At 65.4% G+C, this 23,931-nt stretch carries 21 protein-coding genes; 3 read left to right on the top strand and 18 right to left on the bottom strand.

Annotated features, from left to right (window positions below; genetic code table 11):
* Positions 1-7 precede the first annotated feature (7 nt).
* Entirely contained in the window at positions 8-982 is a 975-nt protein-coding gene (locus CLU87_RS11080; RefSeq protein ID WP_099730481.1) for a FecR domain-containing protein, read from the top strand.
* Between the two features lie 57 nt (positions 983-1,039).
* Here the strand turns inward: CLU87_RS11080 and CLU87_RS11075 are convergent, their stop codons facing one another.
* The 5 genes from CLU87_RS11075 to CLU87_RS11055 all read right to left on the bottom strand — a co-directional run bounded on the left by CLU87_RS11075 (position 1,040) and on the right by CLU87_RS11055 (position 5,365).
* Positions 1,040-1,903 (bottom strand): TIGR00730 family Rossman fold protein, encoded by an 864-nt coding sequence (locus CLU87_RS11075; RefSeq protein ID WP_099730480.1) that lies wholly within the window; start codon positions 1,901-1,903, stop codon positions 1,040-1,042.
* Between the two features lie 119 nt (positions 1,904-2,022).
* Entirely contained in the window at positions 2,023-2,406 is a 384-nt protein-coding gene (gene crcB / locus CLU87_RS11070) for a fluoride efflux transporter CrcB (RefSeq protein ID WP_099730479.1), read from the bottom strand.
* A gap of 122 nt (positions 2,407-2,528) precedes the next feature.
* Positions 2,529-3,833, bottom strand: a complete 1,305-nt coding sequence (locus CLU87_RS11065) for a TRAP transporter large permease (RefSeq protein ID WP_099730478.1) — start codon at positions 3,831-3,833, stop codon at positions 2,529-2,531.
* A gap of 20 nt (positions 3,834-3,853) precedes the next feature.
* The gene (locus tag CLU87_RS11060; protein ID WP_056746372.1) at positions 3,854-4,363 is read right to left on the bottom strand and encodes a TRAP transporter small permease; all 510 of its coding nucleotides are present in this window, start codon (positions 4,361-4,363) and stop codon (positions 3,854-3,856) included.
* 18 nt (positions 4,364-4,381) lie between these two features.
* Entirely contained in the window at positions 4,382-5,365 is a 984-nt protein-coding gene (locus tag CLU87_RS11055; RefSeq protein ID WP_060986440.1) for a TRAP transporter substrate-binding protein, read from the bottom strand.
* 187 nt (positions 5,366-5,552) lie between these two features.
* Here CLU87_RS11055 and CLU87_RS11050 point away from each other — a divergent pair, with 187 nt between their 5' ends.
* The gene (locus CLU87_RS11050) at positions 5,553-6,089 is read left to right on the top strand and encodes a winged helix DNA-binding protein (protein WP_099730477.1); all 537 of its coding nucleotides are present in this window, start codon (positions 5,553-5,555) and stop codon (positions 6,087-6,089) included.
* Positions 6,090-6,181: 92 nt separating this feature from the next.
* The gene (locus CLU87_RS11045) at positions 6,182-9,832 is read left to right on the top strand and encodes a hydantoinase B/oxoprolinase family protein (protein ID WP_099730476.1); all 3,651 of its coding nucleotides are present in this window, start codon (positions 6,182-6,184) and stop codon (positions 9,830-9,832) included.
* Positions 9,833-9,897: 65 nt separating this feature from the next.
* On the opposite strand, the gene mnhG is transcribed toward CLU87_RS11045, so the two are convergent.
* The 13 genes from mnhG to CLU87_RS10980 form a co-directional block, all read right to left on the bottom strand.
* Complete coding sequence (mnhG, locus tag CLU87_RS11040) at positions 9,898-10,296, bottom strand: monovalent cation/H(+) antiporter subunit G (protein ID WP_099730475.1); 399 nt, start codon at positions 10,294-10,296, stop codon at positions 9,898-9,900.
* Entirely contained in the window at positions 10,293-10,571 is a 279-nt protein-coding gene (locus CLU87_RS11035) for a K+/H+ antiporter subunit F (protein WP_099730474.1), read from the bottom strand. Before CLU87_RS11035 ends, mnhG begins: the two co-directional genes overlap by 4 nt.
* Positions 10,568-11,059, bottom strand: coding sequence for a Na+/H+ antiporter subunit E (locus tag CLU87_RS11030; RefSeq protein WP_099732136.1), 492 nt, complete (start codon positions 11,057-11,059; stop codon positions 10,568-10,570). Before CLU87_RS11030 ends, CLU87_RS11035 begins: the two co-directional genes overlap by 4 nt.
* Before the next feature lie 56 nt (positions 11,060-11,115).
* Entirely contained in the window at positions 11,116-12,849 is a 1,734-nt protein-coding gene (locus CLU87_RS11025; protein WP_099730473.1) for a monovalent cation/H+ antiporter subunit D, read from the bottom strand.
* A complete protein-coding gene (locus CLU87_RS11020) occupies positions 12,846-13,211 on the bottom strand; it encodes a Na+/H+ antiporter subunit C (RefSeq protein WP_015014440.1) in 366 nt (121 codons plus the stop codon). Before CLU87_RS11020 ends, CLU87_RS11025 begins: the two co-directional genes overlap by 4 nt.
* Entirely contained in the window at positions 13,202-16,147 is a 2,946-nt protein-coding gene (locus CLU87_RS11015; protein ID WP_099730472.1) for a monovalent cation/H+ antiporter subunit A, read from the bottom strand. The genes CLU87_RS11020 and CLU87_RS11015 overlap by 10 nt, the downstream gene beginning before the upstream one ends.
* A 342-nt stretch (positions 16,148-16,489) precedes the next feature.
* Positions 16,490-16,945 carry a helix-hairpin-helix domain-containing protein gene (locus CLU87_RS11010; protein ID WP_099730471.1) on the bottom strand — a complete coding sequence of 152 codons (456 nt, stop codon included), beginning with the start codon at positions 16,943-16,945 and terminating at the stop codon, positions 16,490-16,492.
* 37 nt (positions 16,946-16,982) lie between these two features.
* Positions 16,983-18,140 carry a lipopolysaccharide assembly protein LapB gene (gene lapB, locus CLU87_RS11005; protein WP_099730470.1) on the bottom strand — a complete coding sequence of 386 codons (1,158 nt, stop codon included), beginning with the start codon at positions 18,138-18,140 and terminating at the stop codon, positions 16,983-16,985.
* Complete coding sequence (locus CLU87_RS11000; RefSeq protein ID WP_056063651.1) at positions 18,130-18,459, bottom strand: lipopolysaccharide assembly LapA domain-containing protein; 330 nt, start codon at positions 18,457-18,459, stop codon at positions 18,130-18,132. The genes lapB and CLU87_RS11000 overlap by 11 nt, the downstream gene beginning before the upstream one ends.
* Positions 18,460-18,591: 132 nt before the next feature.
* A complete protein-coding gene (locus CLU87_RS10995) occupies positions 18,592-18,924 on the bottom strand; it encodes an integration host factor subunit beta (protein WP_056065071.1) in 333 nt (110 codons plus the stop codon).
* Positions 18,925-19,009: 85 nt separating this feature from the next.
* On the bottom strand, positions 19,010-20,695 hold the full coding sequence (gene rpsA / locus CLU87_RS10990) for a 30S ribosomal protein S1 (RefSeq protein WP_056063647.1): 1,686 nt from the start codon (positions 20,693-20,695) through the stop codon (positions 19,010-19,012).
* 196 nt (positions 20,696-20,891) lie between these two features.
* Positions 20,892-22,922, bottom strand: a complete 2,031-nt coding sequence (locus CLU87_RS10985) for a bifunctional 3-phosphoshikimate 1-carboxyvinyltransferase/cytidylate kinase (protein ID WP_099730469.1) — start codon at positions 22,920-22,922, stop codon at positions 20,892-20,894.
* Between the two features lie 136 nt (positions 22,923-23,058).
* Positions 23,059-23,931 carry a prephenate dehydrogenase gene (locus CLU87_RS10980; protein ID WP_099730468.1) on the bottom strand — a complete coding sequence of 291 codons (873 nt, stop codon included), beginning with the start codon at positions 23,929-23,931 and terminating at the stop codon, positions 23,059-23,061.

Genomic DNA, 23,931 nt, shown 5'->3' with positions numbered 1-23,931 from the left:
GTTGTCTATGACGTCAGACCAAAAATACGCGCGGCTGGCGCTGCTGATGGGCATGGTGGCGGCCTGGCCCCTGACCGGGCTGGCCGCTGCGGGGCTGGTGCAGTTCGCGGCTGGAGACGTGCAGCTGCGGCGGGGCGAGACCTTGTCCCGCTTGTCCAAAGGTGCCGAACTCGATGGTGGAGATGTGGTGCTCACCGGCACCGAAGGAAGGGCACAGATACGGTTCTCCGACGGGGGGCTGGTGGCCTTGTACCCAGACTCGCAATTCACCGTCACCCGATATGCCGACGGTGCAGGAGCGGGCGAAGACCACTTTGTGGTGAACCTGCTGCGGGGGGGGATGCGCGCCCTCACGGGGCTCATCGGCAAACGCAATCCCGCCAACTACAAGGTGGTCACACCGACGGCGGTGGTGGGCATCCGGGGTTCCGCTTTCTTACTCGCCATCGATGCCAACGGCCAGGTGTTCGTCTCAGGGGAGCAGGACGAGATCGAGGTCTGCACCCAGGCGGGTTGTGTGGGTGTGACGGCGGGCGAGGCCGTGCTGGTGGTCTCAGACCAGGACTTGCCTGTCTATACCCATACCCGTGCGTTGTTGCCGGTGCCCCAGGTTCAGACACCCTTACTGGCGGGCGACCAGCTGGATGTGCAGGGGCGCCGCGCCTTTGTCTACATCGTTCCGGCGCCGGTCCCTGTGCCCGTTCCACCGCCGCCAGAGACCGTGCCGCCCCCAGCGCCCGTGCCCGTGCCCCCACCACCTCCCACGGGTACACCACAGCCGGGTACTCCAGCGCCGCCCGCCCCGACACCGACTACGCCACCGCCACCCACGCGGCCTACGGCACCGCCGGTGACAACCGCACCGCCGCCAGCCACGACGGCGCCACCGCCGCCGACGGTGCGGCCGCCCATCGTGTTCATCCCGGTCCTGCCCATCATCCTGCGCCCGCCACCTCCGCCGCCACCGCCTGTCATCAGGTAGCAGAAAGAGGCGTCAACACTCCACCGACACGTCCGTACGTCGGTGGGGGGTTAACTTTCAGAGCTTGTAAAACGCCCGGATCAAGTCCCAGGCCTCCTGAGGGTCATCGGTGTAGTGAAAGAGGTTGAGGTCCTGCGCGGAGATCGTGCCTTCTTCCACCAGCACGTCGAAGTTGATGAGGCGCTTCCAGTAGTCGGTGCCGAACAGCACGATGGGTACAGGCTTGGCCTTTTTGGTCTGGACGAGGGTCAGCACTTCAAACAGCTCGTCCAGCGTGCCAAAGCCGCCAGGAAAGGCCACCAGCGCCTTGGCGCGCATCATGAAATGCATCTTGCGCAGCGCGAAGTAGTGGAACTTGAAGGACAGCGAGGGCGATATGAAGCGGTTGCCGCTTTGCTCGTGGGGCAGGGCGATGTTCAGGCCCACGTTCAGTGCACCCGCATCATGGGCGCCCCGGTTGGCGGCCTCCATGATGCCCGGGCCGCCGCCGGTGCAGATGTAGATGCGGTCGGCAGGGCGCTGGCGTTCGCTGTAGTCGGCCACCAGCTTGGCGAACTGGCGGGCCAGGTCGTAATAGCCTGCGTTGCGCACGGCCAGGCGTGCGCGGCGCACGCGTTCGGCGTCGCCACTGGCTTCGGCCTCGCCTAGCTGTGCTGCGGCTTCGTCGGGTGCGACAAAGCGCGCGCTGCCATACACCACCACAGTGCTTTCAATGCCTTGTTCGGCCTGGCCCAGGTCGGGCTTGAGCATTTCGAGCTGAAAGCGGATGCCCCGGGTTTCGCGGCGAAACATGAATTCGGGGTCGGCAAAGGCCATGCGGTTGGCATCGGCCTGCAGGGGGTTGCCGTTGTGGGCGTGGTTGTGCAGCTCGGCCCAGGCATCGGCCAGGCGGCGTTCGTTGAGTTGGGTGTTGGATTCCATGAGGGGCTCGCGTATCGGTAGATGAACAGAGAAGAAAGGGGCGGCACCGGCAGCAGCGGGTGAGGGCCCATGCAGTGTGGCGTGAATGGATGACGAAATGACGTGCTAGTGCAGGAGCATCAAGCGCGAGATGCTATGAAATACGAAGCAGTTTGCATGCCAAGCACCGTGAGGCCCAGCGAGCCCAGCAGGTGCAGTGCAGTGGTGCCCAGCGCCATGGCGTAGCGCTGCACCATCAGCATCTCAACGACTTCGGCAGAGAAGCTGGAGAACGTGGTGAGTGCGCCCAGGAATCCTGTGACCAGTGCCAGTCGCCACACAGGGTCGAGTTGCGGCATGGCGTGGAACACAGCGACGCACACCCCGATGAGATAGCCACCCACCAGATTGGCGGCCACCGTGCCCCAGGGAATGAGCCCCCCGGGGCTGAGCCACAGACCCAGGCGCCAGCGCGCCAGTGCGCCCACACAGGCGCCGATGCAGATGGCAATAACGTTCAACATCGGGCCATTGTCGCCGGATTTTTGGAGCGTCGGACTGGCTCCCCTCCATCCCTCAAAACGCCAAGCGGGGCGTCCCCGGTGGGGGCGCCCCGCTTGGCTGTGCCTGCTGGCGGCAGGTGCGTTCAGCGTGCCGACATCTGCTGCGGCAGCCAGGTCACGATGCCGGGGAAGACATAGATCAACGCCACAGCGCCACACATCAGGAAGAACATGGGCATGGCCACCTTGGCGATCCAGGGCAGCTGGCGCCCTGTCATGCCCTGCAGCACAAACAGGTTGAAGCCCACGGGCGGCGTGATCTGCGCCATCTCCACCACCAGCACGATGAAGATGCCGAACCAGATGGTGTCGATGCCGGCGGCCTGCACCGTGGGCATGAGTACGCCCATGGTCAGCACCACCATCGAAATGCCGTCCAGAAAGCAGCCCAGGATGATGTAGAAAACCGCCAGCGCCACGATGAGCTGCGCCTGGTTCAAGCCCAGCGACGCGATCCATTCCGCCAGGTGGCGCGGCAAGCCGATGTAGCCCATGGCCAGCGTGAGGAAGGCGGCGCCAGCCAGGATCAGCGCGATCATGCAGTACAGGCGCGTGGCGCCCATCAGCGAGTCCTTGAAAGTGCCCCAGGTCATGGAGCCCTGCACGGCCGACAGCACCAGCGAGCCGACCACGCCCACGGCCGCGGCCTCGGTGGCGGTGGCAAAGCCGGTGTAGATGGAGCCCAGCACGGCCGCGATCAGCAGCACCACGGGGATCAGGCTGCGCGATTCGGATAGCTTTTGCATGAAGCTCATGCGCACATCGGCGGCGGGCACCTGCTCGGGGTGGCGCAGCGCCCACAGCATGATGTAGCCCGAGAACAGCGCCGCCAGCAGGATGCCCGGCAGCACGCCCGCAATGAACAGCTGCGAGATCGACACCTCGGCCGACACGCCGTACACGATCATGATGATGGACGGCGGGATCAACAGGCCCAGCGTGCTGGCACCGGCCAGCGTGCCCACCACCATGTGCTCGGGGTAGCCGCGGCGTGTCAGCTCGGGCAGCGTCATCTTGCCAATGGTGGCGCAGGTGGCGGCGCTCGACCCCGACACTGCGGCAAAGATGGTGCAGCCCACCACGTTGGTATGCAGCAGCCGGCCCGGCAGCGCCTGCACCCAGGGGGCCAGGCCCTTGAACATGTCTTGCGACAGCCGCGTGCGGAACAGGATTTCGCCCATCCAGATGAACAGGGGCAGGGCGGTGAGGGTCCAGCTGGAGGCGCTGCCCCAGATGGTCACGGCCATCGCATCGCCCGCCGGGCGGGCGGAGAACAGCTGCATGGCGATCCAGGCGACGCCGGAGAGGGTGAGCCCGATCCATACGCCGCTGCCCAGGATCAGGAACAGTGACAGTACGAGCAGGCCGGTTATGGCGAGATCACTCATGGTAGGTTGTGCAGCAGGGGTTATTCATTGCGCAATGCTTCGCCAGAGGAGGCATCCACACGCTTGCCCATCATCTCCAGCACCAGCTCGTCCAGGAACGCGATCGCCAGAATCACCGTGCCCAAGGCCATGGCGATCTGTGGAATCCACAGAGGCGTGGCGTCGCTGCTGGTGGAGATGTCGTGGAATTCGTGCGACTGCCAGGCCAGCTTGCAGCTGTACACCGCGAACAGCACGGCCAGCAGGGTGGCAATGGCCAAAGCCCAGATCTCGAACGCCTTCTTGGCGCCGCCCTTCAGAAAGTTGAGCAGCAGCGTGACGCGGATGTGCTCGCCGCGCTTCAAGGTGTGGGCGAGCGCCAAGAAGCCCGATGCGGCCATCAGATAGCCCGCATAGGCATCCGTGCCCGGCACGTGGAAGTGGAACTGGCGGCTGGCGATGGACAGCAGCACCATCCCCAACAAGCCGACCATGAAAAGCGCCGCCAGGGCGGCGGCGCTGTCGTACAGAAAGTCCAGCAGACGACGCATGTGCGTGGGCGCCTGGGCTTACTTGCGGTAGGCGTCGATGAGCGCCTTGCCTTCGGGGCCGGCCTTGTCCAGCCATTCCTTGAGCATGGTGTCACCCACCTTAGCCATGTCGGCCTTCAGGGCGGCCGGTGGAGTCACCACATCCATGCCATTGGCCTTGAGCTTGGCGACGGTATCGGTGTTGACTTTGGCACTGTTGGCCCAGCCGCGTGCTTCGGCGTCGGCACCGGCCTTCAGCAGCGCGTCCTGGCTAGGCTTGTCCAGCGCGTCAAACGCCTTCTTGTTCACCAGCACGGCGTTCTTGGGCAGCCAGGCCTGGGTGTCGTAGTAGAACTTGAGGTGTTCGTACAGCTTGCTGTCCACACCGGTGGCGCCCGAGGTCATCGTCGATTCGACCACGCCCGTGGCCAGGGCCTGCGAGAACTCTGCGGCCTGCACCGTCACAGGCTGGGCGCCGACCAGCTCGGCAATGCGCGCGGTGGCAGGGCTGTAGGCGCGCCACTTGATGCCCTTGAGGTCGGCGGCAGAGGCCAACGGCTTCTTGGTGTAGATGCCTTGTGGGGGCCAGGCCACGGCGTACAGCAGCATCATTCCCTGCTCAGCCAGCTTCTTTTCCAGGAAGGGCTTTTGCGCGGCGTAGAGCTTCTTGGAGGCGTCGTAGCTATCGGCCAGGAAGGGCAGGCCATCCACGCCAAACAGCTGCCATTCGTTCTGGAAGTTGGCCAGCAGGATCTCGCCCATCTGCGCCTGGCCGCCTTGCACAGCGCGCTTGATTTCAGGGGCCTTGAACAGCGCGGCGTTGGCATGGACCGTGATCTTGAGCTTGCCGCCCGTGGCCTTGTCCACATCGCTGGCCAGCTGCACCATGTTCTCGGTGTGGAAGTTGGTGGCGGGGTAGGCGGCGGCCAGGTCCCACTTGGTCTGGGCAAATGCCGAGGTGGCAGACAGGCCCGCAGCCAGTGTCAGGGCGAGTGCGGTCACGGGGAAGATTCGACGCTTCATGGATATTGCTCCGCAGGGTTGTATGTACAAGATTGGATGTAACAAATCACTGTATCGGAAGCCGATCCGATTGCGATAGGTGTTTTGCCTAAACGCTGACAAATTGCCAACAAATTACCATCGACTTACCTACAATGGCCTATGCATATCCCGTGCCAATGGCAGAACCTACAGGCCTGAATTTTCCATGAAACCTGAAGCCAAGTCCAAGGCCAAGACCGACTCCGGCCCCATTGTTTCTTCTGCGCATCTGGTGTCGGCGCAGAGCGCAGAGATGAGCGAGTTCGAGTTCGGCCTCATCGTGGCGGGCAACGCGTTCCACCGCTGGGTGGTGCACTGCATGGCGGCGGCGGGTCTCAAGGACCTGACACCGCTCGACGTGGTGGTGCTGCACCACGTCACGCACCGTGCGCGCGACAAGCGCCTGGCCGACATCTGCTTCATCATGAACGTGGAAGACACGCACCTGGTGAACTACTCGCTCAAAAAGCTGCAGACCCTGGGCGTGGTCGCCTCGCAAAAAAACGGCAAGGAAGTCACCTACGCCGCCACCGACACCGGCCGCGCCTATGTGCAGCGCTACCGCGAGATCCGCGAGAGCTGCCTGATCGATGCGCTCAAAGCCGACGACGCGCTCAACCGCGACATTGGCGAGCTGGCCCGTTTGCTGCGTGTGCTCTCGGGCATGTACGACCAGGCAGCGCGCTCCGCAGCGTCGCTGTGACAACCTGCCCCTGGTTTTTGAGTTTTTGAATGAAATTGGGCTGCAGCGCATTTATTGAAAGCGCTGGCAGCTATTGATTAGATAGCATTACCATGTCCCAACAAGCTTCTCCTTTGTCCCGCTGGCAATTCTGGATTGACCGTGGAGGTACCTTCACCGACGTGGTGGGCAAGCGCCCGGACGGCACGTTGGTCACGCACAAGCTTTTGTCTGAGAACCCGGAGCAGTACAAGGACGCTGCCGTGGCGGGCATCCGCCACCTGCTGGGCCTGCAGCCCGGCGAGCCGGTGACTCCTGCGCTGGTGGAGTGCGTGAAGATGGGCACTACCGTGGCCACCAACGCGCTCTTGGAGCGCAAGGGCGAGCCCACGCTGCTCATCACCACCAGGGGCTTCAAGGACGCGCTGCGCATTGCGTACCAGAACCGCCCCCGTTTGTTTGACCGCCACATCGTGCTGCCCGAGTTGCTCTATGAGCGAGTCGTCGAAGCGCAGGAGCGCATGGGTGCACAGGGCGAAGTGATCGAGCCGCTGGACGAAGCCCACCTGAAGGAACGCCTGTGGGCGGCCTACGACGCGGGCCTGCGCAGCGCGGCCATCGTGTTCATGCACGGCTACCGCTACACCGCACACGAAGAAGCCGCCGCCCGCATCGCGCGCGAAATCGGCTTTACGCAGGTGAGCGCCTCGCACGCCACCAGCCCCATGATGAAGCTGGTGAGCCGGGGTGACACCACGGTGGTGGATGCGTACCTGTCGCCCATCCTGCGCCGCTATGTGGACCAGGTGGCGAGCGAAATGCCGGGCGTGAAGTTGTTCTTCATGCAGTCGTCGGGCGGCCTCACGGATGCGCAGGTGTTCCAGGGTAAGGACGCGATCCTGTCGGGCCCCGCAGGCGGCATCGTCGGCATGGCCCGCACCGCCGGTTTGGCAGGCCACGACAAGGTCATCGGCTTTGACATGGGGGGCACCAGCACCGACGTGAGCCATTACGCGGGCGAGTTCGAGCGCGAATTCGAGACCCAGGTGGCGGGCGTGCGCATGCGCGCCCCGATGATGAGTATCCACACCGTGGCGGCCGGTGGCGGCTCCATCCTCGGCTTTGATGGCGCACGCTTCCGCGTCGGCCCCGAAAGCGCGGGCGCCAACCCCGGCCCCGCCAGCTACCGCCGGGGCGGCCCGCTGGCCGTGACCGATGCGAACGTGATGGTGGGCAAGATCCAGCCCGCGCACTTCCCCAAGGTGTTTGGCCACGCTGCGAACGAGGCGCTGGATGGCGATGCGGTGGCACAGAAGTTTGAAGGCCTCGCCACACAGACCGGACGCAAGGCCGAGGATGTGGCCCACGGCTTCATTCAGATTGCCGTGCAGCAAATGGCCAATGCGATCAAGAAGATCAGCGTGGCGCGCGGCTACGACGTGACGCGCTACACGCTGCAGTGCTTTGGCGGCGCGGGCGGTCAGCACGCCTGTTTGGTGGCCGATGCGTTGGGCATGACGCGCGTGTTTGTGCACCCGCTGGCGGGCGTGCTCAGTGCTTACGGCATGGGCCTGGCGGACCAGAACGTGATCCGTGAACAGGCGGTGGAAACCAAGCTCGCGCCCGAAGCGCTCGCAGGCATCGAGGCCACGCTGGACCAACTCGCCACCACCGCGCGCACCGAGCTGGAGCGCCAGCAGGTGGGCGCGGGCACTGCCGTGGTGCACCGCCGCGTGCATGTGCGCTACGAGGGCAGCGACTCGGCACTCATCGTACCGTTTGGCTCGCTGACCGAAATCACCGCCGCGTTCGAGAACGCTTACCGCCAGCGTTTTGCATTCCTCATGCAGGGCAAGGGCCTGGTGGTGGAGGCTGTGTCGGTCGAGGCCGTGGTGCCCGGCGACGCGCCCGTGGAGCCACGCCACACGCTACAGCCCGCGCGCGAGGTGCCGCGCCGCAGCACCGTGCGCATGTACACCGGTGGCATCGATGGCGTGCCTGCATGGCACGACGCCGCCCTGGTGGTGCGCGAGGACCTGCGCCCCGGCGATGTGATCCCCGGCCCGGCCATCATTGCCGAGAAGAACGCCACCACCATCGTGGAGCCCGGCTGGGAAGCAGCACTGACCGATCTGGACCACCTGCTGCTCAACCGCCGTGTGGCCCGTGCCGTGCAGCACGCCGTGGGCACCACGGTGGACCCGGTGCTGCTCGAAGTGTTCAACAACCTGTTCATGAACATTGCCGAACAGATGGGGCTGCAGCTGCAGAACACGGCGTACTCGGTCAACATCAAGGAGCGGCTGGACTTCAGCTGCGCGCTGTTTGACACCGCAGGTAACCTGATCGCCAACGCGCCCCACATGCCCGTGCACCTGGGCAGCATGGGCGAGAGCATCAAGACCGTGATCCGCGAGAACGCGGGCCGCATGCAGCCCGGCGATGTGTTCGTGCTCAACGACCCGTACCACGGTGGCACGCACCTGCCGGACATCACGGTCATTACGCCGGTCTACATCGCCAACGAGGCCGAGCCCACGTTCTATGTGGGCAGCCGCGGCCACCACGCCGATGTGGGCGGCACCACGCCGGGCTCCATGCCGCCGTTCTCCACGCGCATTGAAGAAGAGGGTGTACAGATCAACAATGTGAAGCTGGTGGAGCGCGGCGTGCTGCGCGAGGCGGAGATGATTGCGCTGCTTTCAAGCGGCGAATATCCATCCCGCAACCCCCAGCAGAACATGGCCGACCTGCGCGCGCAGATCGCCGCCAACGAGAAAGGCCAGCAGGAGCTGCGCCGCATGGTGGCCGAGTTTGGGCTGGACGTGGTGCAGGCCTATATGCGCCATGTGCAGGACAACGCGGAAGAGTCCGTGCGTCGTGTCATCACACGGCTCAAGGATGGTGCGTTCACGCTGCCTCTGGACAACGGCGCGCAGATCAGCGTGGCCGTGAAGGTGGATGCAGCGAGCCGCAGCGCCACCATCGACTTCACCGGCACCAGCCCGCAGCAGACGAACAACTTCAACGCGCCCACGGCGGTGTGCATGGCGGCGGTGCTGTATGTGTTCCGCACGCTGGTGGATGACGACATTCCGCTGAACGCGGGGTGCCTCAAGCCGCTCAACGTCATCATCCCGCCCGGCAGCATGCTCAACCCCAACCCACCCGCATCGGTGGTGGCGGGCAATGTGGAAACGTCCACCTGCATCACCAACGCGCTGTATGGCGCCTTGGGCCTGATGGCGGCGGGACAGTGCACGATGAACAACTTCACGTTTGGCAGCACGCGCTACCAGTACTACGAGACCATCTCGGGCGGCAGCGGCGCGGGCGGTGTGTGGGATGCCAACGGGCAACTGGCGGGCGGTTTTGACGGCACCAGCGTCGTGCAGTGCCACATGACCAACTCGCGCCTGACGGACCCCGAGGTGCTGGAGTTCCGCTTTCCGGTGCGGCTGGAGGGCTACGAGATCCGCAAGGGCTCGGGCGGCGCCGGGCAGTGGAAAGGTGGCGACGGCGGCGTGCGCCGTGTGCGCTTTCTGGAGCCGATGACGGCCAGCATCTTGTCGAACGGCCGCCACCATGGCGCGTTTGGCATGGCGGGTGGTCAGCCGGGGGCCATGGGTATCAACAAGGTGGTGCGCAGCGATGGCCGGGTGGAGCTGCTGGACCACATCGGCCAGGCAGAGATGCTGCCGGGCGATGTGTTCGAGATTCACACCCCCGGCGGCGGCGGGTTTGGTGTTTCGGGGGCGAAGTAAGAACCAAAAATGCCGCAAGCGCATGTTTTATATGCGCCTGCAGCTATCAAATCAGGAGTTTTTGATCAGGCGTCTTTGACTTCCGTGTTCACACCCACCTTGGGTTGGCTCAGGCTGGGCGGCACGTCGCGCCCGGCCTGCCGTGCGCGGAACAGCGCCGCGCGCATGAGAAAGATCGACATCACCGGCACCGTGATCGCCACGAACACGGCGATCAGCAGCGCATGCAGCGCCAGGCTGCGGTCGGCCACCGAGAAGTACAGCACGGTGCCGTGCATGATCAGCCAGCAGCCCAGCGTGGCAATGATGGAGGGCGCGTGCACCCGTTCAAAAAAGGTCGGCAGGCGCAGCAAGCCGATGGAGCCCAGCAGGGCCAGCGCGGCACCAGCCAGCACCAGCACGGCCACGATGATTTCCAGCCACAGCGGAAGAACAGCGGTGGCGGTGGTGGCGGCTTCGGTCATTCGATCACCTCGCCGCGCAGCAAAAACTTGGCCATGGCCATGGAGCCGACAAAGCTGAGCAGCGCCAGCAGCAGTGCGGCCTCAAAGTAGTTCTTGCTGCCGTAGAGCAGACCCAGCACTAGCATCACCAGCATGCCGCTCAAGTACATGCAGTCCAGCGCCAGCACGCGGTCTTGCGCGGAAGGGCCCTTGAGCAGTCGGATCAACGCGCAGCCCATGGCCAGCGCAAGCATGAGCAGGGCGGCCGGCAGGGCCCAGTCCAGCACGGGGGTCATTCAAAAATCTCCATCAGGGGCGTCTCGTAGCGCTGCTTCACGTCAGTGATCACCGTGGCGGGGTCGTCCAGCTCCAGCACGTGCAGCAGCAACATGCTGCGGTCCAGAGAAATCTCAGCCCACGCGGTACCCGGCGTGATGCACACGATCATCGCCAGCACAGCCAATGCGTTGGGGTCCCGCACGTCCAGCGGGATGTGCACAAAGCCCGCAGGATGGCGCCTGCGGCCGGGTGCCAGCAGCAGGCGTGCCACCGCCAGGTTGGACCGGGTGGTGTCTGCCACCACCGCAAGCGCCAGGCGCAAGACGGCACCTGGCTTGCGGATGCGGACCGGCAGCGGGCGCAGCCCGGCGGTGAGCAGCGGGATGGCCAGTGCCAGCACCGTGCCCAGCACGAGGTGGCCTGCGCTCAGGCTGCGGTTGAGCAGCAGCCACAGGCCCAGCAGCGCCAGCGAGAGCAGCGGGGCAGGCACCAGGCGCCGCAACAGACCGGGGCGCGGGGGAACGGCTGGGGCGTTGGATGCCGTCGATAGGCCTGGTTGGGTCATGGCTTGCTCCCCGGTGGCATGGTTTCAGGCGCCGCCGCAGGCGAAGGTGCAACGGGCGCAGCGGTCATCACCGCACGCACGTAGGTGCCGGGCGCATGCAGGGCATCGGCCGTAGCCTGGGTGTAGCGCATCACTGCACCGGCTTGCCACACCAGCGCCACGCAGGCCAGCAGCAGCAGGGCAATGGGCAGTCCCTCCAGCACCAGCAGTTGCGGTGAAGCCCGGCCCTGGGCCGACCAGAAATGGCGAATGCCTGCGCGCGTGAGCGCCAGCAGTGCCAGCAGCCCCGAGCCCACCAGCAGCGCCACCAGCGTCCAGCCCGCAGCGCCCAGGCGGAAGCCCTGGGCCGCGCCCAGCCCCAGCGGGTTGAGCAGTGCATGGACCATGGCGAACTTGCCCACAAAGCCGGGCAGGGGCGGCAGGCCCGCAATCACGAGCGTGCAGGCCATGAACGCCAAGCCCAGAAAGGCCGCGGCAGCGGGGATGACCTGGCCGATCAGCGCCTGTTCCTTGTCGTCCAGGTTCATGCCCTCGGTGGGCACCAGGTCGGCCGACAGAAAAGGCGCGTCGTCGGTCTGCTCGTACGGCGCGAGGTTGGCTCCGTCATTGCGCCAGCGGTCGATCAGATCGGTGAGCAGGAACAGCGCACTCACCGCCAGCGTGGAGCTGAGCAGGTAGTACAGCAGCCCGCTGGTGAGCAGGTTTTGCCCGAAGCCCACAGCGGCCAGCAGTGTGCCCGACGACAGCACGGCGCTGAACCCTGCCAGGTGCCCCAGCCGCTGCGAGCCCAGCATGCCAATGGCACCAAAGGCCATGGTCAGCATGCCGCCGCCAATGAGCCACTGGGTGCCAAACAGCGCGGATTCACCGGCCTCGGCGCCAAACAGCAGCGTCCACAGCCGCAGTACGCTGTACACGCCCACCTTGGTCATGAGCGCAAACAGCGCACCCACGGGCGCAGTGGCCGCGCTGTAGGCGGGCACCAGCCAGAAGTTGAGCGGCCACACGGCGGCCTTGATGAGGAAGGCCACCGCCAGAATGGCAGCGGCCGCGTGCAGCAGTCCCCGGTCTGCCACGGCCACACCCGCAATGCCCTGCGCCAGGTCGGCCATGTTGAGCGTGCCGGTGATGCCGTACAGCATCGACACCCCGATGAGGAACAGCGACGACGCCGCGAGGTTGATGGCGATGTAGTGCAGCCCCGCCGACACGCGCGGGCGGCCTGAGCCGTGCAACAGCAACCCGTAGGACGCCGCCAGCATGATCTCGAAGAACACGAACAGGTTGAACAGATCGGCCGTGAGAAAGGCCCCGGCCAGACCCATCAGCTGGAACTGGAACAGGGGGTGAAAGTGCACGCCCGCCCGGTGCCAGCGCGCGGCCGAGAACAGCACCGTGGCCAGTGCCACCGTGCTGGTCAGCACCAGCATCATGGCCGACAGGCGGTCGATGACCAGCACGATGCCGAACGGTGCCGGCCAGTTGCCCGGCAGGTACACGCCCAGGCTGGTCTGCACGCTGGGCTCCTTGGCCTGCACCAGCAGCAGCACGGCCACCACCAGGCCCATCAGGGTTGAGGTGATGTTGAGCGTGACCTTGGTGCGCTGGCGCTCTTCGCGCAGCAACAGCATGAGCCCGGCCGTGAGCAGGGGCAGTGCAATCGGCGCGAGGATCAGGTGTGGCATCAGCCACGCGGTGATCGATGCGGTGATGCTCGTGCCTCCCGTCATGGCATTTCCTGCACGTCTTTACCCTTGGTGCCGTCCACATGGTCGGTGCCGGCCATGCCGCGCGATGCCAGCAACACCACGAGGAAGAGGGCGGTCATGGCAAAGCCGATCACGATGGCCGTGAGGGTGAGCGCCTGGGGCATGGGGTCGGCATAGTGGGCCAGGTCTTGCGGCACCCCGGGCTGCAGCACGGGCTCCTTGTCAATCGCGAGGCCCAGGCGGCCCATGCTGAAGATGAACAGGTTGACGGCGTACGACAGCAGCGACAGGCCCATGATGACCTGGAAGGTGCGCGGCCGCAGCAGCAGCCATACGCCTGAGCCGGTGAGCACGCCGATGGCCAGGGCCAGTATCAGTTCCATGGGCCTTCTCCCGGTGTGGCGGCGGCCTGGGCTTCTTCGGCCGCGCGTGCGTTGTTGTAGCGGTGGCTGCGCACCGACTGGTGGGCAATGCCGGTGAGGATGAGCATGGTGGAGCCCACCACCAGGGTGAACACACCGATGTCAAAAAACAGCGCGCTGGCCACATGGATCTCACCCACCACGGGCAGCGAAAAATGCGCCGTATGGCTGGTCAAAAACGGATAGCCCCAGGCCAGTGCGCCCAGGCCCGTGGCCAGTGCGGCGAGCAGGCCCACGCCAATCCAGCGGCGCGGGTACAGCGGCAGGTGGGCCTCGACCCACGAGGTTCCCGACACGATGTACTGCAGCAGCAGGGCCACCGAGAACACCAGCCCCGCCACAAAGCCGCCGCCGGGCTCGTTGTGGCCGCGCATGAACAGGTAGACCGCGACCAGCGTGGCAAAGGGCAGCATCAACCGCACCAGCACAGCGGGCACCATGAGATAGCCCACGGCGGTGTCGGCGGTCTGGCGCGGGTTGGCGAGGTCGGTGTCCACATCGGCGGGCAGTGCGCGCTGCTGGGGCGGCAGGTCCATCACCTCGCGCGCCGGGCGGAAGCGCCGCAGCAGCGCATAGACCGTGAGCGCCACGATGCCGAGCACCACGATCTCGCCAAAGGTGTCAAAGCCCCGGAAGTCCACCAGCATGACGTTGACCACGTTGGTGCCGCCCCCTTCGGTAAGCGCACGCTCCAGGAAGAAGGTGGAGGTGCTGTCGGGGAAGGGGCGGCTCATCATCGCGAACGACAGCAGGGCCATGCCACCCCCTGCGGCCAACGTCAGCGCCATGTCGCGGTAGCGGCGCAGCTGGGTGCGGCGCTCTTCGGCCAGCGTGGGCACGCGCAGGCTCTCGTCGCGCCGCGGCAGCCAGCGCAGGCCCAGCAGGATGAGGATGGTGGTCACCACCTCCACCACGATCTGTGTGAGCGCCAGGTCGGGCGCCGAGAACCAAAGGAACGTGAGGCACACGCACAGCCCGGAGCCACCCAGCAGCGTCAGTGCCGCCAGCCGGTGGTATTTGGCCTGCCAGGCTGCCGCCACGGCGCACACGGCACCCAGCAACCACAGCAGCGCAAAGGCGGGGGACAGCGGCAGCTGCACCCGGTCGCCAATGGGCAGGCCCCGCGCCCACAGGGGCAGGGTGCCCGCCACCAGCGCGGCGCACACCAGCCACAGCATCTGCCACTGCAGGCGACCAGTGCCCAGCAGGCGGCGGCCATTGCGGCCCACCAAGCTGAGCGAGGCCAGCGTGGCCTCAAAGGCCCGCTGGCCGCTGATGCGGCGCATGACGGGTGGCGCATCGATGGCACCCTTTTCGCGCTGCCAGCGCAGCAGTGCGTAGAGCGCGATGCCCCCGCCCAAAGCCACCAGGCTCATCACGAAGGGCGTGTTGAACCCATGCCAGACCGCCAAGCTGTACGTGGGCAGCTCGCCTCCCACCACGGGCCGCGCGGCAGCGGCCAGGTAGGCCCCCACCGACCACGCGGGCAACGTGCCCACCACGAGGCAGGCCAGCACCAGCAGTTCGACCGGAACGCGCATCCAGTGCGGCGGCTCATGGGGCGGGCGCGGCAGGTCGGTGGCGGGCGGGCCAAAGAACACATCCACCGTGAAGCGCAGCGAGTACGCCACGCTGAACATGCCGGCCACCGTGGCGGCCACCGGCAGCAGCCATTCGAGCAATGGCGTGGTGTTCACGTACACCGTCTCGGCAAAGAACATTTCCTTGGACAGGAAGCCATTGAGCAGCGGCACGCCCGCCATGGCCGCGCTGGCCACCATGGCCAGGGTGGCGGTGATCGGCATCATGGTGCGCAGGCCCGACAGGCGCCGGATGTCCCGCGTGCCGCTTTCATGGTCCACGATGCCCACGGCCATGAACAGCGAGGCCTTGAAGGTGGCGTGGTTCATGATGTGGAACACGGCCGCCACGGCGGCCAGCGGGCTGTTCAGGCCCAGCAGCAGGGTGATGAGGCCCAGGTGCGAGATGGTCGAGTACGCCAGCAGCCCCTTAAGGTCGTTCTGGAACATGGCCGCGTAGCCGCCCACCAGCAAGGTGGCCAGGCCCGCGCCGCCCACCAGCCAGAACCACTGCTCGGTGCCCGCCAGCGCGGGCCACAGGCGCGCCAGCAGAAACACGCCCGCCTTGACCATGGTGGCCGAGTGCAGGTAGGCCGACACAGGTGTGGGCGCGGCCATGGCGTGGGGCAGCCAGAAGTGGAAGGGGAACTGCGCGCTTTTGGTGAGCGCGCCCAGCAGAATCAGTACGAGCGCGGTGGTGTACAGCGCGTGGTTCTGGATGAGCTGGCCGGCGGCGAGCACATGATCGAGGTCGTAGCTGCCAACGATGTGCCCCAGCACCAGCATGCCCGCCAGCATGGCCAGCCCCCCTGTGCCGGTGACGGTGAGCGCCATGCGCGCCCCGCGCCGCGCATCCTTGCGGTGGTGCCAGTAGCCGATCAGCAGGAAGGAAAACAGGCTGGTCAGCTCCCAGAAAAACGCAATCTGGATGATGTTGCCCGACAGCACCACGCCTGCCATCGCACCCATGAAGGCCAGAAAAAACGAGAAGAAGCGCGGCACCGGGTCGGCCGCAGACATGTAGTAGCGCGCATACAGCACCACCAGGCTGCCCACGCCCAGCACCAGCATGCAGAACATCCAGGCAAAGCCGTCCATGCGGATGACGAGGTTCAGGCCCAGCGCGGGCAGCCAGGCCAGCTCTTGCCGGATCACGCCGCCGTCTGCAATCTGCGGGAAGTAGAGCGCCGCCTGCACGGTGCAGAACAGGGCGATGAGTCCCGCCAGGGTGGACTCGGTATTGCGGGCGTTGGAGGGCAGAACCGCTGCCAGCAAGCTGCCGATGAAGGGGAGAAGGATGAGCGTGATCAGGGGCATGCGCGATTGATTCTAGGGCGTGTCCCCCTTCAATTCCCCCACGCGCTGGCGGTGCAATGCGGATGGATGCCCGACAAAGCAGACGCCGCATTGCACCGCCAGCCCGAAGGGAAAGCCAGCCAAGCCGCACATTGCGTCGTTGCCCTTCGCTTGTGTAGCCACGCTACACGGCGCTCAGGGCGCCTAGCACTGCACGGCCTGGATGGCTTTCGCGTGGGGGAATTGAAGGGGGACACGCCCTGGGGGGCAGCGCCGAAAAACCCTGCCCGCCCCTTGCTGTCGCGCATGCCCTGCCGCAAAAAACAAGCCCGCTGGAGCGGGCTTGCTGCTTGTGAAGCGTGCTTAGTTTTTGCTAGCGCCGGTTGCCGGTGCTGGCGCGGCCGGTGCCGCAGTCGCCGTGGCGGGTGGTGTGGCTGGCGTGGTTGCCGTTGCAGCCTCCTTGTCAGCGCTGCCACGGGCCTTGCGGTCTGCTGCCTGGGAGCTGCTGTGCTTTTTGCCGGATTTGGCTTCGGCCTTGGCGGCGGCTGCTGCGCTGTACTTCTTGCCGTTGACGGTCAGGCCCTCTTTGGAGAAGTGGACGGCACTCTTGTTGCCCACGCCGCCCACACGGCCGATGAAGTCGGCCCAGTCCTTGAAGGGGGCACTCTGGCGCTCCTGGAGGATGCGGCCCGACAGGCCGGGCCCGATGCCCTTGATTCCGTCCAGTTCGGCCTCGGTGGCGGTGTTCACGTCCACGGCGGCCCAGGTGGCGGTGGCGAGCAGCGTGGCAACCAGCAGGGTCAGCAGTTTCTTCAGCATGGCAAGGGTCTTACAGCGTTGGGGATGAAGGCTTGGGTCAGAGTTCTTCGACGCGGCGTGCGGGGTAGCTGTCCCAGGTCTGGCAGCCGGGGCATTGCCAGAAATGCTGGCGCGCCTCGAAGCCACAGGCCGCGCATCGGTAGCGGGTCAGGGGCTTGACGGCATGGTCCAGGGCACGTTGAACCTGGGGGTGGAATTCTTCGTGTTCCAGCTTTTCGGTGGCCAGCCATTTGGCAGCAGCGACCAGGGAGCGCTCCTTGTCCAGGTGCTCCACATAACGCTGGCGGGCGGATGGGCGGGTGGCCTCGTCGGCGGCTTCCATGGCCACGATGCTTTCCAGCACGTCCAGCGAAGGCGCTTGCGCATAGTGCGCCTGCAAAAGGGCATGCACTTCCTGGGTGCGGCCGATAGCGGTGGCAGCCTCGACCATCAGCGGGGCGGCCAGGGGCAGCGCTGCGGGGTTGCGATCGCCCAGCGCCTTGAGCGTGGACAGCACGGCAGCCGGCTGACCCATCAGGCGTTGCAGGCGCGCCAGTTCGATGCGCGCGCGCGCGGCCTCGGGAGCAGCGGCCACTGCCTGGTCCAGCAGGGCCTGAGCGCCCGGCAGGTCGCCTTGCGCGCTCAGCGCCAGCGCCTGCTCGCACAGGTAGTGGGCTTGCCGGGTGCTGAAGTCGCCCTGATCGGCATCGTGCATCTTGCGGGCAATGGTGGCGGCATGGGGCCAGTCGCGCGAACGTTCGTAGATGGCCAGCAGCGCCAGGCGGGCCTGGGCCTCGAACGGGGTGCCCTCCAGGCGCTGCAGCGCATCTTCGGCGCGGTCGAGCAGCCCGGCCTTGAGGAAGTCGAGCGCCAGTGCATGCTGGGCGCGTTCGCGGTCAGTACGGCTCAGGTCGCCGCGAGACAGCAGGTGCTCGTGCACACGCACGGCACGGTCGTACTCGCCCCGGCGGCGAAACAGGTTGCCCAGGGCGAAGTGCAGCTCGGAGGTGTCGGGGTCGTTCTGCACGGCCTCGATGAAGGCGTCGATGGCCTGGTCCTGCTGCTCGTTGAGCAGGAAGTTCAGACCCTTGAAGTACGCCTTTGGGGCGCGGCGGTTTTCGGCACGCAGCTGGCGCAGGTCAAAACGCGACGCCAGCCAGCCCAGCACAAACGCCAGGGGCAGGCCCAACAGTATCCAGCTCAGGTCAAATTCCATGGATCGAAGGCAGGTCAGGAGGTGGTGGTGGCGCTGCCGGGGTGGCGCTGGCGGCGGGGGCCGTTACGGGCGTTGGTGCCACCACGACTGCTGCCTGGGCGCGGCGTGCAGCGTTGCGGTGGCGCCACCAGCGCGGCACCATGCCCAAGGCCCCAACGACCAGACCTGCGGCAAATGCGGTCAGCACCACCAGCACCAGCGGCGCGCGCCATTGCGTGCCAAAGAAGAAATGCACGGTCGCATCCTGCTGGTTGTTCAGCGCGAAGGCGAAGAGCGTAAAAAAAATGGCTGCCTTGAGCAGCCACAGGAGGTATTTCATCGGTCTCCCCAGTGGTGGGGCGATTCTAAGAGCTTGGCGCAGGGGGGCTGTGGATGCCTTCTCTCAGGTCAATACAAGCCAAAACGGCAGCAGGCGCTAGTGAATCATGCGCTTGCCGCTATCAATTTGATATCAGTTGCCCAGGGTGCCCGTTGCGGGCGGTGCCTTTTCTTCCATTTCGGCCGTGCGTTTGTCGACGGCTTCGCGCAGGGCCTTGCCCGGCTTGAAATGGGGCACACGCTTTTCGGGAATGGCCACGGCCTCGCCGCTGCGTGGATTGCGGCCCATGCGGGGAGGGCGGTGGTTGACCGAGAAGCTGCCAAAGCCCCGGATCTCGATGCGGTGCCCGCGCACCAGGGCCTCGCCCACGGCGTCCAGAATGGTCTTGACGGCGTATTCGGCATCGCGGTGGGTGAGCTGGCCGAAACGGGCGGCCAGTTCTTCGACGAGGTCTGAGCGGGTCATGGAATCTTGGGACATAGGCAGTCTTGGCTGAAAAAAGAGCGGGCGCCGAGGCGCCCGCTGTCTGACCGTTTAACGGGTCAGCGCTTTACTTTTCCGAGTTGTCCAGCTTGGCGCGCAGCAGGGCGCCCAGGCTGGTCGTGCCGGCGCTTTCGCGGCTCGATTGCTGGCTCAGGTTGGCCATGGCGCCTTGTTCGTCAGCCATGTCCTTTTGCTTGATCGACAGCTGGATGTTGCGGGTCTTGCGATCCACGTTCACCACCACGGCCGTGACTTCGTCGCCTTCCTTGAGCACGTTGCGGGCATCTTCCACGCGGTCGCGGGAGATTTCCGAAGCGCGCAGGTAGCCCACGATGTCTTCGCCGAGGTCGATTTCAGCGCCACGGGCGTCCACGGTCTTGACCTTGCCGGTCACCGTCTGGCCCTTGTCGTTCACGGTCACGAAGGTCGTGAATGGGTCGCCGTCGAGCTGCTTGATGCCCAGCGAGATGCGTTCGCGGTCCACGTCCACGGCCAGCACGATCGCTTCCACTTCCTGGCCCTTCTTGTAGTTGCGAACAGCGGCTTCGCCGGGTTCGTTCCACGAGAGGTCAGACAGGTGCACCAGGCCGTCGATGCCGGCAGCCAGGCCCACGAACACGCCGAAGTCGGTGATCGACTTGATCGGACCCTTGACGCGGTCGCCGCGCTTCGTGTCCTGAGCGAATTCTTGCCATGGGTTGGCCTTGCACTGCTTCATGCCCAGGCTGATACGGCGCTTGTCTTCGTCGATTTCCAGAACCATGACTTCGACTTCGTCGCCCAGCGAAACCAGCTTGGCGGGAGCGATGTTCTTGTTGGTCCAGTCCATTTCAGACACGTGCACCAGGCCTTCGATGCCGGGTTCGAGTTCGACGAACGCGCCGTAGTCGGCAATGTTCGTGATCTTGCCGAACAGGCGGGTGCCTTGGGGGTAGCGGCGGTTCACGCCCATCCATGGGTCGTCGCCCATTTGCTTCAGACCCAGGGACACGCGGTTCTTTTCGGTGTCGAACTTCAGGATCTTGGCCGTGATTTCCTGGCCAGCGGTCACCACTTCGGATGGGTGACGCACGCGGCGCCATGCCATGTCGGTGATGTGCAGCAGGCCGTCGATGCCGCCCAGGTCGACGAATGCACCGTATTCGGTGATGTTCTTGACCACGCCTTGAACGATGGAGCCTTCCTTCAGGGTTTCCATCAGTTTGGCGCGTTCTTCGCCCATGGAAGCTTCCACCACAGCGCGGCGGCTCAGCACCACGTTGTTGCGCTTGCGGTCCAGCTTGATGACCTTGAATTCCATGGTCTTGTTTTCGTACGGCGTCAGATCCTTGATCGGACGGGTATCGATCAGCGAACCGGGCAGGAATGCGCGGATGCCGTTGACCAGAACGGTCAGGCCGCCCTTGACCTTGCCGGACGTGGTGCCGGTGACGAATTCGCCGGATTCCAGGGCCTTTTCCAGGCTCATCCAGGAAGCCAGACGCTTGGCGGTGTCGCGCGACAGGATGGTGTCGCCGTAGCCGTTTTCGATGGAGCCAATGGCCACCGAGACGAAGTCACCCACTTGGACTTCGACTTCGCCCTTGTCGTTCTTGAACTCTTCCAGCGGCACGTAGGCTTCGGACTTGAGGCCAGCGTTCACGACCACGAAGTTGTGCTCGACGCGCACGACTTCAGCGGTGATGACTTCGCCTGGGCGCATTTCCGTGCGCTGCAAGGATTCTTCAAAAAGGGCGGCAAAAGATTCGGACATGTGTTTCCTTGCCACAAACAGGATTCCGGTAGCACCATTGCTACCGTTTTTATAGCTGCTTGCGGTGGTTTTTTTGCGGCAGAGCCGCGGGTTAGGTTATCGATCCACACAACCTGTGCGCTGACGCGCGAGAGGGGCTGCGTGGGCCTGTGACAAGGCCTTTCGGCACTGCCTGGAGCCCGAGGGCTCCACGTTGTCAGCGCTGCGCAGAAGCTGCGAAGGGCTGACGCTCCTGCCACCAGGCCAACACCTGTTCGACGGCTTGTTCAATCGTCAAATCGGAGTTGTCCAGGACCAGAGCGTCCTGCGCGGGCTTGAGAGGTGCAACGCTGCGGGAACTGTCCCGGGCGTCGCGCGCTTCCAGATCCACGCGAAGGTCTTCGATACTAGCCGAAAAACCCTTAGAAATCAACTGCTTATAACGGCGCTCTGCGCGGCAGGCGGCGCTGGCCGTGAGATACACCTTCAAGGGGGCCTCGGGGAAGATCACGGTGCCCATGTCGCGCCCGTCGGCCACCAGCCCCGGCAGGCGCTGAAAGCTGTGCTGCAGATCGACCAGCGCAGTGCGCACGGCGGGCAAGGCGGACACCCGCGAGGCGTTCATGCCGGCTTCTTCGGTGCGGATGGCTTCGGTCACGTCGTCGCTGCCCAGCCACACCTTGCCGCCCTCAAACCGCACCGGCAGTGTCTGGGCCAGGGTGGCGATACGGGTTTCGTGGTCAGCGTCTATGGCCAAACCTGCCCGCAGCGCGGCCAGGGCGGTGATGCGGTACATCGCGCCGGAGTCCAAAAAGCGGTAGCCCAGCCGCTGCGCCACCGCCGCAGCCACCGTACCCTTGCCCGAGGCCGTGGGGCCGTCGATGCAGATCACCGGGATGTGGGCGGTCTCGACCTGAGCGACCGAGAACAGGGCCTCGAAGTAGTCCGGGAAGGTCTTTGCCACGCACTTGGGGTCTTCGATGCGCACCGGCAGACCCGCCGGATTGAATGCGGCCAGCGAGAAGCACATGGCCACGCGGTGGTCGTCGTAGGTGTGGATGCTGGCAGCCTTCCAGTCGGTGACCTGGGCTGGGGGCGTGACGCGGATATAGTCCGCGCCTTCCTCCACCGTGGCGCCGAGCTTGGGCAGCTCGGTGGCCATGGCGGCGATGCGGTCGGTTTCCTTCACGCGCCAGCTGGCGATGTTGGTCAGCGTGGTGGTGCCTTGGGCATACAGCGCCATCACTGCCAGCGTCATGGCGGCGTCGGGGATGTGGTTGCAGTCCAGGTCGATGGCCTTCAGTGGCCAGGCACCGCGTTCGATCTGCAGCCAGTTGGGGCCGCCCGTGACCACCGCGCCCATGGCCCGGGCCGCTTCGACAAAACGGATGTCGCCCTGGATCGAATCCAGGCCCACACCCTGAATCTTGATGCCTTTTTGGCCGCTAGTGCTAGAAGTAATTGCGCCAAGCGCTATGAAATAGCTAGCGGATGAGGCGTCTGCCTCCACATGGATGCTGCCGGGCGACTGGTAGCGGCTGCCTGCCGGGATGGTGAAACGCTGCCAGTTCTGGTGCTCGACCACAATGCCAAAGCGTGCCAGCAGTTGCAGGGTGATGGCGATGTAGGGCTTGGAGATCAGCTCACCGACCACCTCGATCACGATGGCCTGCGTGCCCGCCGCCAGCGGCAGCGCCATGAGCAGCGCAGTGAGGAACTGGCTGGACACGTCGCCGCGCACGCGGATGGGCTCTGCCAGTGCCAGCGCAGGCACGCCCTGACCATGGGCGATTTTGAGCGGCGGGTAGCCGTCGTTGCCCAGGTAGTCGATCTGGCAGCCCAATTGGCGCAGCGCATCGATGAGATCGCCAATGGGGCGCTCGTGCATGCGCGGCACGCCAGACAGCTCGAACTCGCCGCCCAGCAGCGCCAGCGCCGCCGTGAGTGGGCGCATGGCCGTGGCCGCATTGCCCAAGAACAGCTTGGCGGGGGATTGGGGCACGCTGCCACCCAGGCCGGTGATGTGCACCGTGCTGCCCGCTTCATCCACCGTGCACCCGATCTGGCGCAGGGCGTCCAGCATCACGCGCGTGTCGTCGGACGCCAGCAGGTCGTGCACGGTGGTGGTGCCGTTGCTCAGCGCTGCCAGCAGCAGCACGCGGTTGGAGATGCTCTTGGAACCCGGCAGGTGGACTTCGCCTGCAGCGGCTTGCAGAGGGGGCAGATCAAGGAATGCGGTGCTGTACATCGGTATCTTTCGTCCATTGGGTGCAAGCGCCCGTCATTACTGGCGCAGGCCCATCCCAGTGCACCCGTGGAGCTGGCTTTGCCAGGCCACCGGGTGCGTCCCCCTTGGGGGAAGGCGCCGCAGGCGGCTCAGGGGGTTACTTTCTCTTCGCGCCCATGCGCCAATGCGCCCGGGTTTCGCTGGCCAAGGATAGCATGTCTTCGAGCGCCTGGGCATTGCCTTTTTCCATGGCCTGCTCGATGTTGCGCAGGGCCTGCTGGAACAGCTTGGATTGGGCAATCAGCTCGTCGCGGTTGGACAGCAGGATGTCGCGCCACACTTTGGGATCGCTGGCGGCAATGCGGGTGAAGTCGCGGAACCCGGGGCCTGCGAGGGACAGAAAGTCGTCACCGTGCGTCTGGCCGGTGATGCTGTTCATCATCGCAAACGCCAGCAAATGGGGCAGGTGGCTGACGGCGGCAAAGGCCGCGTCGTGCGACTCCGGCGACATGCTGGTCACGCGGCAGCCCAGCGCAGTCCAGATCTTTTCGGCGTCCTGCAGCTGGGCCGTCAGGGTGCGCTCGGTGGGAGTCAGGATCACCTGGCGCCCGCTGTACAGGTCGGCTTCGGCGTGTTCCACGCCCGACACTTCGCGCCCCGTGATGGGGTGTGCGGGCACAAAGGAGCCCACCTGGTCCCGCAGCGAACGCTGTGCGGCCTGCACCACATCGGACTTGGTCGACCCCACGTCCATGATGAGCATCTGGGGGGTGACAAGGTGCTTGATGGCCTTGAGGGTGGCCTCGGTGGCTGCCACGGGGACTGCCACCAGCACAATGTCGGCGCCCGCCACAGCCAGTAGCGCGGAAGGCGCCTCGACGTCGATCACGCCCAGCTGGCGGGCGCGGTCGGTGGTGGAGGGCGACTTGCTGTAGCCCACCACGCGTTTGACCAACCCGGCCTTCTTCATGGCCAGGGCGAATGAGCCTCCCATGAGCCCACAGCCGATCAGTCCCAATTGTTCAAACAT

The sequence above is a fragment of the Acidovorax sp. 59 genome (assembly GCF_002754175.1).
In the GTDB taxonomy this organism is placed as follows: Bacteria; Pseudomonadota; Gammaproteobacteria; order Burkholderiales; family Burkholderiaceae_C; genus Acidovorax; species Acidovorax delafieldii.
The sequence above is the reverse complement of the archived record's forward strand: the minus strand, read 5'-3'. Positions and strand labels throughout refer to the sequence as shown.